Consider the following 14,676-nt stretch of genomic DNA (forward strand, 5'->3'; position numbering starts at 1 on the left):
CACAAAAATCAAAATACTAACATATTACCTCGATTCATGCTGCCCGACAAACCATGAGCGTACGTCGCAGATCTCTTATCGCATAGACATTTCCGGCGATACGGATGACCTTATAATAGAAAATATCCTGTTGAGACATAAGCAGTTCGGTAATTTCATCGGGAACATTATCATTTTTGTTTTTGACGATAGCCTGGCGACGAGTTTGCAAATATCCGTCGCGGTCTTTGCCAATAAAATTCAGAACAACATTACGATCTACAGCATAGTGCTTACCTTGAATATTAAGGCTCCCTACCTGGGATACCCGCCCTTCGGTAGTGGAAGAAATACGAAAAACCAACAGAACTTCACCTTCAATTTTTACCCCCTGAGTTTGCGCCTGCAAATGAAGGTAATTCTTGGCAGAGCAGGTCAACGTCTCAGGTTCTTGATGGCGATAAAAAAAGTATGCTGTTATCACAGCAAGAAAGATCACCCCGCTAATAAAGATAATTTTCGCATTCACGGGCAACCCCTCCTTTATCCAGCGTACAGATCCCCAAAAAATTCTCTTTAAGATTATTACCTGCCGATAAATTATTATCATCATAAAAAACAATTGTTTTCTTGCCATTATGACAAATTGTATTTACTTTTCGCCACATATCAGAAGATAAAAATGCCTTCGTTTTATCAGCATTATTGTCATCGGCAGTATAAAGTTCACAATCACCTATTGCCCTGATATAGATAAAATTCGTGGTACCTGAGTTAAGAGCTGGCAATATCAAAACCGCGCTCCCAAGAAAAGCGAACAACAAAATGAACAGAAGAATATTTTTGCGTTTCGGTGTTGCGGGTGAATTCACCGTTTCTGTTACCGAACGAACAGGTACATCCCTACTGAAAGATGACTGTTCATCATTGACCGAAGCATGGAACAAAAATCCCTGCCGGGGCAACGTTTCAATGGGGTTTTCGGCCCCCAACTCACTAAATGCTTTTCGCAATATACTGATACTTTTATTAAGGCTATGACCCGATGGGGCCATGCCATGCTTCTTCCATACTTCTTCTATGATAAACTCACGGTGGAGTTGTTGATTTTTATAGGCAATGAATAGCTCAAGTAGTCTCGCTGTAGATGCCGAAAGGATTATTGTAGTATCGCGATGTTTCAGGCTTTTTCTGGTGGAATCGTACTCAACCTGATCATTAATTATACTTTTCATACTACCTGACTCTTAAATACCGTGACATGGAGTACAAATGACCAAAGTTTCATCTGTGCCAAGCTGATTACTGCATTGTATAAAGATAGTTACAGTATAGGTTCGATATCTAACCATGACATATCGGATCAGACTCAATACTTACTATTGATTGAGTTTGAAGCACCCCTGACCCACTGGAATGTATTTCTGCAACGCTACGATAAACTTTCGGTTTTTAGTTTTCAGTTCGCTGCTACGCCAGGTTTCACCCGGCAACACATAACGCATGGTGGCTTCATCATCGGTTGAGTTGCACCCCTGATGTACGATGATTTTAAAAAAAGTATTCCCGGTGTTTTTCAATGTTCCGTTAGCCTCATCAATGGTGTAGGCCAGATTTATGTTTCTCGGGCGAACAACCAATATGGTGTCCATAGCGATCACCGGGAGAGCCTGCCCGCCTTTCCCTTGATTACGTTCAGTAAACAGCGTGATCGGCATTTCACGAAACAGAATTCGGTAATAGCGTTCTTTATCATCCTGCGGCCCACGGTAGAAAATCTTAAAAAACTCACTCGCCTGCGGAGCCAGTGAAAAATTCAGCGGAGTAAACAGAAGTTCGCCTTCAGCAATAGCACTCCTGTTTTCTCCTCCCGGTCCCGGCTTATCAATTTTTACTGCGCCGATACTGTATAAATTCTGTTTCTGACTATCGTTATAGATTCGTTTACTGATAAATGATTTATCCGACGGCATCTCATAAATGGTCGACTCCAGGTAGACTGCCTGTGTAGAGAATGCTGTCAGACCGGAAAGTAGAATAAATACCCATCTAAGCGCCAGACGACGGCGGTTCATGGCGTCACTCCCACCCAATTCGCCGTGACTTTTATCTCTCCACTAGCGCTGACGACACCTTCCCAGTCAGCGCCGGAAACGGTTAACATCGAACGCGAATCATTCATTGGGAAAAGCAACTTTAAATCAGTAGCATAATAGCTTCCATCGTCATTGTTATTTGCATCCCAGGGCGTCTGTTGCCACTGCGCATCTCTCATACTGACTGCCGCTTCACTGCAGCTATTTCGTTTTTGCACTACGCCCCCCGACTGACTGTTGTACTGCAGAAAAGCGGGAATGGGGACGGACAGCCCGCCTTGCGCAGACGTAAACAGACAGTAGGGCACACTGTTTATCGTCGTACTTTCCCCAATAACTTGCGCGGTGATACTGTCGGCCTGACGGGGGCCAGAGACGGTTACGGTGTAATCCATTTCTATAGGAGCGGCATCACCAATCGTGCCACTACCGCTCGCAGAAGCTGTGTTGTCCGAAGAGACGATACTGATCCCATACTCCTTCGGCACAATATTGAGCTGTAGCGAAGGGGTAAACTGGTAGTGTCCTGACTCTGGTGTTAAGCCATTATAAAAGCCGAAGGTAAAGGGCTGACTGTTAGTAATGGTGATCCCTGAATCGACAAGATTCTTCAAAAATGCTTTTGACAGAAAAATATAAATGTATTCTCCAGAGGTCGTAAAAACGTTGTAATAAGCAGTTGAAGTACCATAGTTATACCAGTTTGAACCATTCCCGGAGTATCTCACGGTGGCCGCTCCGGGCGTAAAACCTAGCATCGCCGTGTCGACAAAAGCGCGAAACGTCAAGGAGGCGGTCAGATTGGCCGTTTGTTGCAAGTTATAACTCACCATTTTGCAAATCACACCGTCAGTACCGCCCACCACGCCAAGTTCGCAATAACCAGAGTCTTTGGTGATGCTCGGCGTACCATCGCTGGCAACCCAAAGCTCCTGAAATGCGTTAGTCGAGACAAGTGACAGATGACCGCGTTTAGTTAACGTGTAATTGACGTAATTCCATGATCCTGTCGATTGGTCTTTGCACCGTTGCCCGGAAGAATAATCATAATTCACAGAAGTATAACAGCGGTTGAACACATAGGTTTCGCTGCTACCGGTAGGCACATTGCGAAAGTACTCATAAGCAGTATCGGTCAGGGAAGCGAATCCGTAGGCGCCACCAATAACGCCTGCGACAGAGCCGACCTGCGCATGATAAAAACCGTTTTTGTCTGTGCCCAATCCGGCAATAAACCCGGTTGATGGACATTGAGTGCCACTATAACAACGGATTCCCCGGAAAGGCCCGTTAATCGGGGAGTTATCAATCCACATGTCCTGATAATAATTTCCAGGCGCAGTCCAGCCGACAAAACCTAAATACCCGAGACTGACCTGAGAGGTACCGTATTTTATCCACGTGTTTGACCCGCTGAAACGCGGATCAAGTGCCGATGGGGTAATAAAGTATTCACTATCAATGGCATTTTCGATAAACAAATAGTTATTACTGACTGAGCCGGAAGAGATTGCATTCAACGCCAAAGCAGGCACAGGTGAAAAACTCCCTACGGTACAGATTACAGTAGCTAATTTAATCAATACTTTCATTTTATTACCTCTGCGCCATCGTGGTTTGCGTTGCACATTTCACATCACCAATCCACGCTGCGCCCCGTGCTTTTTCCAAATCAAGATCGGCTTCGCATATGCTGCCATTGGCTGAAATTAACGTGATGACCGGATACTTTTTATCGATATCAATAGCAAACTCACCCTTCTCATCCGTACGCGTTTTACCGATGTGGTTATGGATATCGGTATTTGCAGCCAACTGTCCATCGGGATAACGAATGCGCCCGAATACAGTGACCATGCTTTTCACTTCAGGGTTGATAACACCCACATTACCCGGATATAGCGTCAGCTCCTGTTTGCGTCCTGAAACAATATCGAAGTTGTCCTCAGAGTTTTTATCATTGAGGATTTCCAGCTTGTACTGAGCATAGGGCGGCAGTGCAATGAAATTTGATTTACCGCTGAGAAGATAGTTGCGGTTATTAATCTTCGCAGCCAGTTTCCCTTCGCCGGTCAAATCTGTTTTCACAATGATGCCAGACCGCTGCCGCTCTTTACTCAGGCCGAAATCTTTACCTGCCCACGCCAGAGAACCCTGGGAAGAGAAGTTCATATTGGTGGAGTTGTCAGCAGAACGCGTTACCGATACGGTGCCGGCGTTATATTTCGTGTCATAACTCAAATTGCCGTTTACCGAATAATTATTGTCGTAATACTGTTCACCACTCAGACGCGTTGATGCCGACAATCCGACCGATTTAATCGGGCCCTCAGCATACTGCTTGCGCGCGCTGAGATTACCCTGAGTACTGCCATAGCGATCCCGGGAGACGCCCATGCTCAACCAGGATGCCAATGGCAACGATAAATCCAGACTGACATAACGTTCCTGTCGCCCATCGTCATTCCGGTTGTTGTAGTAATAACGCTGAATACCTGCACGCAACCCAACCGTGGCATACCTGCCTGAATAAAGGGTCGTGCTGTAGTCCAGATTACGATATTTATTTCCCGAGTAGCGATTCTCCGTCTGACTCACGGTGAGCGAACCGCCATGAGGAATAAACTTTCCGAGGTTAAGAGTCCCGCCAATGGAATAATTATCACGCTCCTGCATGGGCAGACGATCGCCAATTTTACTGTCTTCACGAGATGCCCAAAGGGAACCGTATCCCTCAGGTACATTAAGGTTGATGTTACTGATATTTCGCCATGACGAATCGTTCGCCACCAGCGTCTGATTGCCAATGCTTACGTATTCATTCACATTGAGCGTGACATCCGTTTCATTAACCGCATTGTTGTCAAAACCGTAGAGCGTGGACTTCAGGCCCAGCCCCGACAATATCGCCAGCGTCACCGATGCGGCCCCCCCGGCAATCCAGGTCTGCTCGCTGCCCAAATCCTGATAATGATTTCGCTTATAACTCACACGGTCATAATCCAGTGAACCACCAAACAGCTGCCACGAGAGCTGATCAATCCCGGCAGCTTGCTGGCGGGCAAAGATTTTATTAACCCTGCTGATACGACTATTAATTGTCCGGCCATTGACCACGATATCTACCGTGACGTCATAAACACCGTACGGAAAACGACTGGTATCAATTTCATAACTGCCCATATTAAAGTTCTGCACGCCGAGCAAACGCCCATCACGGAAGACATGAACCTCGCCAGCGGCTGGCAAAAATACGGTAATCGGCGTAAGTGAAAGCGCGGTATTCTCAACAACCGTACTTCCTTTGTTTCCGTAGCTCACACCGTAAATTTTCCCGCCATTCAGTGCATTCAGGCTGGCAATAGACTGGACATTCCAGGTGTCGAGCATCCCGAGCGCCAGTCGATAACCGTCATAATCACGCTCATACATCGCACGATAAAGTTTGCTGGTGCCGTTGCTGTCGCCGATGCCGTAAAACGAACCGTTAATGTTGATATGGTGCTCACGCAGCGATGTTGTGTTGTCCACCGTCAGATAGCTGCGGGTACTGCTGCCATTATGATAATCGTTGTAGTAGGTACCAAAGTTATAGTTCAGGACGTTAGAGAGAGACTCCACGCTGGAAGGTCCAAGCAGGCTACTGCGTGCGACAATCGCTTCAGTTAACGCATCTTTGCTGACAATCATCTCCAGGTGAAATGAAGAGACGTTGAGCTGCAGGCGTGCATTGTCCGATAGCTCGATATTGGTGTTATCGTGAAATTTCACATCACGAATTTTTTCTACCAACGCACGAGTTTTTCCAGATAACACGGCATTATTAGGCAATTCAGCAAGAGTCAGGGCTTTAACTGTAATATTGCCATCAACAAGCGAAATCACCGCATCGGCAATTTTTTGCTGACTTTTCTCGTCAGTCTCGTTGTAACGAATATATACCGGCACCGTCATTCCCTGCTCCAGTGAACGGGCGAAAGCACTGGGAATAACGTAATTACCCACTTTTACTGGGGCTGCATGTGAAGTTCCTGGTGTCAGCGCAAGAAAAAGACAAATGCTACCGCCGACAATATTTATTGTTGTCATATGCATCCTTACATTCCGGTATTTTTATTTATCCCGTACAGATGGCTGCAATCGACCATCACTTCACTGTAATAAACTGCTTACCGTGCCAGATACCGATGCGTGAACGGCTATTGCTGATGTCGGTAAACTGTAATTTTATTTTCGTACCCGGCATAATGTAATAACGTTCGCGACAACCTCGTCCCTGATCGCGAGCCTTATCCTTACAGGCGCCATAGGCGATCACACGAAACGAAACATTGCCAGTATTGGTAATAACATCGCCATTGCGGCTATATTCAAAACGCTCTTTTCGCGGAGCGACCACCAGAATAGTGCCAATTTCTGCCGACGCTGTTGCAACCGCCATTTTATTCGCCCGGGTTTCCGCGCTCTCGGTGACCGGCTCATCTATCCATTGCAGACGATAATAACGTTCGAGATCATCTGCTGGTCCTTTATAAAAGAAGCGAAAAACATCCTTTGCCTGACCAGGAAGAATAAGATTGGCAGGTGTAGAAAGTAACTCTCCGGAATTAACAGGCTTTATTTCGACTCCCCCCGCCAAAGGTGATGACAATTGTTTTACCGAAACACTGACATAACGCGCCGCATCAGTTGTATTAGTAATTTCTTTCGATAATGAACTCTCAGCAGAAGTCATTATCGATGTGATTTCACCCACATTAATTGCCCATCCGGGAAAAGATGCTACTAACCCTACCAACATCGCTGTCGGTAAATATTTTTTCATGACGCCATTCCTGATAAATTCGGGAGAAAAAATTCTCCCGAATTTTTATTACTTAGGCAGACGGAGTCGTCCAGGTTGCATTAAACTGTACTTTTACATCGCCGGTCCAATAGCCGTCTGGCAGAGCAGAGTAATCCGTTACTGCCTGGCTACCATCAGAAGTCGCTGACGCGATGGTGAATTTGAAGTTGGATTGATCGCTGACACGAGCAGCACCGTTATAAGCGCCATCAGCCATCAGGCTTTCAAGACCAGAAGTCGAACTGGAGTTAACCAGGACAGTATCTGATGAATTAGTCAGCGCGGTGCCATTCCATGCCACCCCTACGTTCAGGGTAGATGCATCGCCACTGGCGTTGGTCAGCGTGTTACTAATGATCTGAGCAGTCAGCTCAAAATCAGTTGCCGTTTCCTGACCCTGAATAGTCACATCAAAAGCACCGTCCTGAGAGTTGAAGGCGTTCAGTCCTTCAGCATACTGGAAAGTCAAAGAGTTCAGCGGAGTGACAACCAACATGCTGGTGGTATCTTTTGTTGCCGTCGCGTCCCACGAGGCAGTTGCAGAAGCAGTAACGTCTGCCATTGCATTTGCTGCAACAAATACAGAAGCCAGAGAGGTTACTAATAATAATTTTTTCATTTTTATCTTCTCCTAAGAACAAACTCACCACCGAGTCTTATTTTTAAATCACTCCAGCGGTTCCATTAATTGCGAGCCAGAATTGCCGCGCCAAAAAATTATCATTTGAATTAAGTAACATCTCAACAAACCCCGAAACGCAAAAATTACAAAAAACTAAGAATTTTCCCACCAAAAAATCTATCTAAGAAGTTTCCTAAGACGCAATTACTTAAAATATGCCATGTTTCAGAATTATCACCCACACAAATAAGTAATACCAAACAATTCATCTTTTTTATGTTTTTGATAAATATCAAAAAGATCATACAAATAGCACCTAAGCAAAACCCTTACAAAACATAAAGATAATTAACACCTCCATATTTTCTCTATAATGCTTATTATTTGTTGCAATTATGCTAAATTTTTAACTTCACAAGAAAATTCTCATAAAATATTCATATATGAGGGAATATTCTTATAAAATAAGCACTAATCTGGAGGATTAGTATTCGAATTGATAATTATTTCACAAAAATAAAACCAGGAATTTTCCATATAAAAAGAATATTCCTGGAATATCAAGATTTATATAACGTTCAACCATGAGAGATTTAGCTGAAACCTTTTAATCCCAAATAACTATTAAGTGTTACCGTACGCACTCGATGTAGGGTAATCAAATTTTGTTGTTCGAGGGATTTTAATGAGCGGCTAACGGTTTCAATTTTAAGGTCAAGATAACTGGCAATTTCCTCCCGGGAGAATGGCAAGTGTAGCGTCGTTTCTGGCCTGCCAATACGTAAATGCATCTCGTAAAATTCCACCAGAAAAGCAGCGATCCTGGCCTCAGCATGTTTATTCGCATAGCGCCGCAGTTTTTCAACAATGAATCCATTGTCCCTGCAGAGAAACTTGATGACTGCGGCAGCAACCGACGGATCCTTTTCTGCTACTTTGAACAACCGCGCAATATCGATATGACATACCTCCGCAGCCGTTGCCGCCTTAATCGTTGTCAGGTACTTCCCCCCTTCGACAGCATCCAGCGCCATGATATCTCCCGGAACATAAAAGCGACTGATAAAATCGTTATCACCGCATTCCACGCTGGACTTGCAGTATCCCTCGTGAATAACAAAAAGCATGTTTGCGGCTTCATCCTGCCTGGCGAGTATCTCCCCTGCTTTAAACCTTCTTCTTTTGTCTATTAATCGGTGTTGATTATCACGATCAATTGCCGCTCCCTTTGGACACAGCGAACAATGGCGGGGGGGAAACGGGTTGCCGAGCGGCACAACAGGAATGCGATGTTTGTGAATATCCGATTTCACGCAACAACTCCTCATAAAAATGAGACTGATTCTAATAGATCGGGCCATGGGAACAATACGTGAACTGAAGACCAGGAAAATTCATGCTGGCGGGGAAAATTCTGTGATACATCGCCTTTATGGCGCAGGGACGCATGGGTCAAAACCAGACTGATGATGTTAAAACGCAGGATAGAAAAAATGTGGCAGTGGAGTGAAGGTTAGAATTAACTGGGCGATGCCTTAATAGCCTTGAAAATCAGAGTGCTATTATGGCATCGCCCGTTTTCAATTACGCACGGATCGTGTCGTCGCCGAAGCCAACCCATTTGTATGTAGTCAGTGCTTCCAGCCCCATTGGGCCACGCGCGTGTAATTTTTGCGTGCTAACTGCCACTTCCGCCCCGAGCCCAAACTGACCGCCATCGGTAAAACGGGTGGAGGCGTTCACATACACCGCGGAAGAATCGACTTCATTCACAAAACGATCGGCGTTGCGCAGCGTACGCGTCAGAATCGCATCGGAATGCTGAGTACCATGCTCGCGGATGTGGGCGATGGCATCATCCAGGCTGGTGACGATTTTCACGTTCAGATCCAGCGATAAAAACTCATCGTCATACTGTTCCTCTTTTACCGCTACGACGTTTGCCGGTCCGGCCTGCAACGCGGCAAGCGCAGCATCATCTGCATGAAGCGTCACGCCGCTTTCTGCCATTTGCTGGCTTAGAGCAGGCAGGAAGCGCTCAGCGATACTCTGATTCACCAACAGTGTTTCGACAGTATTACACGTGCTCGGACGCTGGGTTTTGGCGTTAACGATAATCTTCAGTGCCGGGGCGATCTCCGCCGTGTCATCTACATAGATATGACATACGCCAATACCACCGGTGATAACCGGGATAGTCGACTGTTCACGACACAGCTTGTGCAGCCCTGCGCCACCGCGAGGGATCAGCATATCGATGTACTTATCCATCCGCAGCATTTCAGTGACCAGCGCACGATCCGGGTTATCAATCGACTGCACCGCGGCAGCCGGTAAACCGCAGGCTTGCAGCGCATGCTGGATCACCGCAACAGTGGCGGCGTTCGTCCGGTACGTCTCTTTTCCACCGCGCAGGATCGCCGCATTGCCCGTTTTCAGGCACAGCGAAGCCACATCAACGGTGACATTAGGACGCGCTTCATAAATCACGCCAATCACGCCCAGCGGCACGCGACGACGCTCCAGACGCAGACCGCTATCCAGCAGACCACCGTCAATCACCTGCCCGACCGGGTCAGCGAGATTACACACCTGGCGTACATCGTCAGCAATCGCTTTCAGACGCGCTGGCGTCAGTGCGAGGCGATCAAGCATCGCTTCGCTCAGGCCATTTTCACGCGCCTGTTCAACATCCTGTGCGTTCGCGCTGAGGATGCTTTCCGTTTGCGCTTCCAGTTCATCAGCAATGGTTTCCAGCACGCGGTTTTTTTCGCGACTGGAGAGTAGCGCCAGCTTATATGACGCAGCTTTGGCAGCAATGCCCATTTGTTCCAGCATATGCCTGTTCCTTAACGGGTAATCATATCGTCACGATGGACAGCAACCGGACCGTATTCGTAGCCCAGGATGGTGTCGATCTGTTGTGAGTGATGTCCGGCAATACGGCGCAGCGCATCGCTGTTATAGCGTGTAACGCCATGGGCAATATCGCGCCCTTCCAGATTGCAGATGCGGATCACTTCACCACGAGAAAAGTTGCCTGTCACGCTTTTAATCCCTTTTGGCAGTAATGAGCTGCCGCGTTCCAGAATCGCTGCGGTAGCACCCTCATCAACGGTAATTTCCCCGGCAGGCGGCGCGCCAAAGATCCAGCGTTTACGGTTCTCCAGTGGAGAGGCCTGAGCATGAAAACGCGTCCCAACGGAAACGCCTTCCATCACGTCGCCAATCACGCCCGGTTTGCTGCCTGCGGCAATTATGGTGTCGATCCCGGCGCGGCAGGCCACGTCGGCGGCTTGTAATTTTGTTCCCATCCCGCCGGTTCCCAGACCAGAGACGCTGTCTCCGGCAATGGCGCGCAGCGCATCATCAATACCGTGCACGTCTTTGATAAGCTCCGCCTGCGGATTGGTGCGCGGATCGGCGGTAAACAGCCCCTGCTGATCGGTCAGCAGCAGCAGCTTATCGGCTCCGGCAAGGATCGCCGCCAGCGCCGAAAGATTGTCGTTGTCACCGACTTTAATTTCAGCGGTCGCCACCGCATCGTTCTCATTGATGACCGGAACAATGTTGTTATCCAGCAGCGCGCGCAGCGTATCGCGGGCGTTGAGGAAGCGCTCTCTGTCTTCCATATCCGCACGCGTTAGCAGCATCTGCCCGATATGAATACCGTATATCGAGAACAGCTGTTCCCACAGTTGAATCAATCGGCTCTGCCCTACCGCCGCCAACAGCTGTTTCGAAGCTATCGTTGCCGGGAGCTCAGGGTAACCAAGATGCTCACGTCCGGCGGCAATCGCGCCCGAAGTAACGATAACAATACGATGTCCTGCAGCGTGGAGCTGTGCGCACTGGCGAACCAGTTCTACGATATGGGCGCGGTTCAGGCGGCGCGATCCGCCCGTTAACACACTGGTGCCAAGTTTTACCACCAGCGTCTGGCTGTCACTCATGATTCTCTGCCATTCAAAATTGGGGAAAATGATATCAAACGAACGTTTTAGCAGGACTGGCCCCGGTTGCCAACAGCCAGCGCACAAAGCATGAAATTTTATTGCGCAGGATCAGCAAGCGTAGCGGCAGACTTTGACGCATTTATTACAGACACAAAAAAACATTCTTTTTTAAAAATATTCTTACTTTGTCATAAAACGTTCATTGCCAGACGTTAAAAACCCTCCTGTCTTTTAACGGGGATCACACCCAGTAAATATTAGCGCGTACTTTAAATCAGGAATGAAAATGAAAAAGAGCACTCTGGCATTAGTGGTGATGGGAATTGTTGCATCGGCGTCCGTACAGGCGGCAGAAGTCTATAACAAGAACAGTAATAAACTGGACTTGTATGGCAAAGTCAAAGCGATGCACTACATGACTGATTATGACAGCAAAGACGGCGACCAGAGCTATATCCGCTTAGGTTTTAAGGGCGAAACACAAATTAACGATCAACTGACCGGTTATGGTCGTTGGGAAGCTGAGTTCGCAGGGAATAAAGCGGAAAACGAAACCAATCAGCAAAAAACACGTCTGGCTTTCGCCGGTGTGAAATTAAAAGATTTTGGCTCGTTTGATTATGGTCGTAACCTGGGTGCGCTGTATGACGTGGAAGCCTGGACGGATATGTTCCCGGAATTCGGCGGTGACTCTTCCGCGCAGACCGATAACTTTATGACCAAACGTGCTAGCGGCCTGGCGACCTACCGTAATACCGACTTCTTCGGCGTTGTCGATGGTCTGGATCTTACCCTGCAATATCAGGGCAAAAACCAGGACCGCGATGTGAAGAAACAGAACGGCGACGGCTTTGGTACCTCCGTGACGTATGACTTTGGCGGCAGCGATTTCGCCATCAGTGGTGCGTATACCAACTCCGACCGTACCAATCAGCAGAACCTGCAAAACCGGGGTACTGGCGATAAAGCAGAATCCTGGGCGACAGGTTTAAAATATGATGCCAACGACATTTATCTGGCAACGTTCTATTCTGAAACGCGCAATATGACACCTATTTCCGGTGGCTTTGCTAACAAAACTCAGAACTTCGAAGTGGTTGCTCAGTACCAGTTTGACTTTGGTCTGCGTCCATCCCTGGGTTATGTGCTGTCGAAAGGTAAAGATATTGAAGGCGTAGGTAATGAGGATCTGGTGAATTATATCGACGTGGGCGCAACATACTACTTCAACAAAAATATGTCAGCGTTTGTTGATTATAAAATCAACCAGCTCGATAGCGATAATAAACTGGGCATCAACGATGATGATATCGTGGCCGTCGGTATGGTTTATCAGTTCTGATGTAACATAAAAAATGCCGGATGGGGTTGCGCCGCCATCCGGCATTTTGTTGTTCATTATGCCGTTAATTTAACCGGCTCATCCTTAAAGTCGTCAGCAGGCTCCAGCGCCAGATTCAGCGTCGTTAACAACCCACGCAACTTTTCATGAAACTCGCGTAAGGTGTATTCCAGTCGCTCTACCACTTCAGTCTCTTTAATCGGTACGGCGGTCCAGTTGCCGTCTTTATCGAACAAACCAAACTGGTAGCTGTACGTAAAGCGTTTCTCCTGCGCTTCCAGCTCCATCCACCAGCCCCAAAATTCACGTTTCTCTGGTGCCGGTTTCACGTTGACGCAAACAGCCAGACAATCGAAAAAGAATCGATTATCTTCGCACTGCCCTTCGCGGATGTACGGGCCAAGCGCGGTGAATTTTTTGATCAATCTACTTTTCGGGTGTCCACTCGGTAACGTCATTGCGATCTCCTTAGGTGAAGCAACTGTTTTACCAAACCAATAAAATTTAGCAATCTATTAACACAATCTATGATTGATCCACCCGGTAATTTCTTGCAGCGCTTTGTCAAAATTGCGATACACCGGGTTGAACGGAACCTCCAGCAGCTTACCGTCAGAAGATGACGACGTAATTAAGCGAGATTCCTCTTCCGGGCTAAACGGATCGTTCTTCCAGAACCCCGACAGCATTGGCGTCGGGCAGCGTCGCCCCAGCAGCCCTTGTACCTTTAATGAATAACGGTTTAGCTCGACGCGTAGCGCTTCATCGGACGCATCGTGCATCCCCAGACGGCTGGCCAGAACGTCAAGATACATTTCCGGTACTGAAGCCTGACGCTGTGGGTCGCTAAGCAGCGCATGAACCACCGGTCCCAGACAGGCCACAGCCTTCAGGCGCGATGATTCAAGATAGGCCAGGCGTACTGCGACGTTAGCGCCAAAGCGAAAACCGAATGCCGCCACACGGGTGTGATCCACCCAGGGAATATTCGGCAGCGCTTTTAATACGTGCTGGTGCAGCAGGCTGGAATCCTGGGTCAGTTTCCATTTTGACGAGAACCCAACCGACGGCATATCCAGCGTCAGCATGGCGATACCACGCGGAGCGAAATAGCGCTCATACAGGGTGTAGTAGTCGGTTTGCATAGAATCCAGACCACCGCACATCAGCACCGTCGGGAACGGGCCGTCGCCTTTTGGCATGTGCAGGAAGCCGGTTATCGGCGCACCGCCGGCAACGGCAAATTCCATCTCGCGCAATGTACCTGGCAGTCGTTGGGCCGCCTCTTCGTAAGCGCGGTTGGCCAGGGCCTGCGCCTGCTCTGCCAGCTCATCACCTTTTAAATGCGGGTATGCTGCAATGTTGTACAACGTGGAAGCATGCAGCCAGTGGCGTCCGCTCACCTGCAGATCCTCTTCCATAGACGCTTTCTGTTGCCAGTCCATCGCCTGCTTCGCCCACTCGTAGATCCAGTTTCCACCACGATAGCCAATGACCGTATCGTAGAGATCTTTATCCGTGCGTTCGGCTTCGCTCATGACGATACGCGCCTGCACCTCAAGGATTTCACGCGGATCGACCCCACGCCAGATCCACATCAGGCGATTCACCATGCGATACCAGTGCGGGATTGTTTTACCATCCAGAGCGGACTGCACAGACGGCTGCGCGCCGTGGTTAAAACGACGAACCAACGTTGACGTTTCAGGATGTTTGAAGCGGGGTTTAAACAGAACTTCGCTGAGGTTAGCCTGCGACATGATTACGGCCTCCATGAGTACTCACTAAGGCATAGTGTAACCTGACACCGCACAAAAAGAACAACGCCCGACAGT

The 14,676-nt window shown here is 47.9% G+C and carries 13 protein-coding genes; 1 reads left to right on the forward strand and 12 read right to left on the reverse strand.

Annotation, left to right across the window (positions count from 1 at the left end):
- Positions 1–34: 34 nt before the first annotated feature.
- The 10 genes from HV041_RS15645 to proB all read right to left on the reverse strand — a co-directional run bounded on the left by HV041_RS15645 (position 35) and on the right by proB (position 11,496).
- On the reverse strand, positions 35–508 hold the full coding sequence (locus tag HV041_RS15645) for a hypothetical protein (protein WP_121584245.1): 474 nt from the start codon (positions 506–508) through the stop codon (positions 35–37).
- Positions 483–1,214: a winged helix-turn-helix domain-containing protein gene (locus tag HV041_RS15650; RefSeq protein WP_061067348.1), complete on the reverse strand. Its 732-nt coding sequence runs from the start codon at positions 1,212–1,214 to the stop codon at positions 483–485. Before HV041_RS15650 ends, HV041_RS15645 begins: the two co-directional genes overlap by 26 nt.
- Before the next feature lie 144 nt (positions 1,215–1,358).
- On the reverse strand, positions 1,359–2,054 hold the full coding sequence (locus HV041_RS15655) for a fimbria/pilus periplasmic chaperone (RefSeq protein WP_043015294.1): 696 nt from the start codon (positions 2,052–2,054) through the stop codon (positions 1,359–1,361).
- Positions 2,051–3,667, reverse strand: coding sequence for a fimbrial protein (locus tag HV041_RS15660; RefSeq protein WP_121584244.1), 1,617 nt, complete (start codon positions 3,665–3,667; stop codon positions 2,051–2,053). The genes HV041_RS15655 and HV041_RS15660 overlap by 4 nt, the downstream gene beginning before the upstream one ends.
- 4 nt (positions 3,668–3,671) lie before the next feature.
- Positions 3,672–6,164, reverse strand: coding sequence for a CS1-pili formation C-terminal domain-containing protein (locus HV041_RS15665; RefSeq protein WP_121585462.1), 2,493 nt, complete (start codon positions 6,162–6,164; stop codon positions 3,672–3,674).
- Between the two features lie 58 nt (positions 6,165–6,222).
- Positions 6,223–6,900: a hypothetical protein gene (locus HV041_RS15670; RefSeq protein WP_061067346.1), complete on the reverse strand. Its 678-nt coding sequence runs from the start codon at positions 6,898–6,900 to the stop codon at positions 6,223–6,225.
- 52 nt (positions 6,901–6,952) lie between these two features.
- Positions 6,953–7,540 carry a common pilus major fimbrillin subunit EcpA gene (locus HV041_RS15675; protein WP_061067345.1) on the reverse strand — a complete coding sequence of 196 codons (588 nt, stop codon included), beginning with the start codon at positions 7,538–7,540 and terminating at the stop codon, positions 6,953–6,955.
- A gap of 596 nt (positions 7,541–8,136) precedes the next feature.
- A complete protein-coding gene (locus HV041_RS15680; RefSeq protein WP_061067344.1) occupies positions 8,137–8,856 on the reverse strand; it encodes a Crp/Fnr family transcriptional regulator in 720 nt (239 codons plus the stop codon).
- Positions 8,857–9,127: 271 nt separating this feature from the next.
- Positions 9,128–10,381, reverse strand: coding sequence for a glutamate-5-semialdehyde dehydrogenase (proA, locus tag HV041_RS15685; RefSeq protein WP_116360901.1), 1,254 nt, complete (start codon positions 10,379–10,381; stop codon positions 9,128–9,130).
- Between the two features lie 11 nt (positions 10,382–10,392).
- Positions 10,393–11,496: a glutamate 5-kinase gene (gene proB, locus HV041_RS15690; RefSeq protein WP_003031373.1), complete on the reverse strand. Its 1,104-nt coding sequence runs from the start codon at positions 11,494–11,496 to the stop codon at positions 10,393–10,395.
- Positions 11,497–11,785: 289 nt separating this feature from the next.
- On the opposite strand from proB, the gene phoE reads away from it, so the two are divergent.
- Positions 11,786–12,841, forward strand: a complete 1,056-nt coding sequence (gene phoE, locus HV041_RS15695) for a phosphoporin PhoE (protein ID WP_048212528.1) — start codon at positions 11,786–11,788, stop codon at positions 12,839–12,841.
- Between the two features lie 56 nt (positions 12,842–12,897).
- Here the strand turns inward: phoE and crl are convergent, their stop codons facing one another.
- Entirely contained in the window at positions 12,898–13,299 is a 402-nt protein-coding gene (gene crl, locus HV041_RS15700) for a sigma factor-binding protein Crl (RefSeq protein WP_005133595.1), read from the reverse strand.
- Between the two features lie 57 nt (positions 13,300–13,356).
- Positions 13,357–14,601 carry an esterase FrsA gene (gene frsA / locus HV041_RS15705; protein WP_115600908.1) on the reverse strand — a complete coding sequence of 415 codons (1,245 nt, stop codon included), beginning with the start codon at positions 14,599–14,601 and terminating at the stop codon, positions 13,357–13,359.
- Positions 14,602–14,676 lie beyond the last annotated feature (75 nt).

The sequence above is a fragment of the Citrobacter sp. RHBSTW-00029 genome (assembly GCF_014104295.1).
GTDB lineage: Bacteria > Pseudomonadota > Gammaproteobacteria > Enterobacterales > Enterobacteriaceae > Citrobacter > Citrobacter youngae.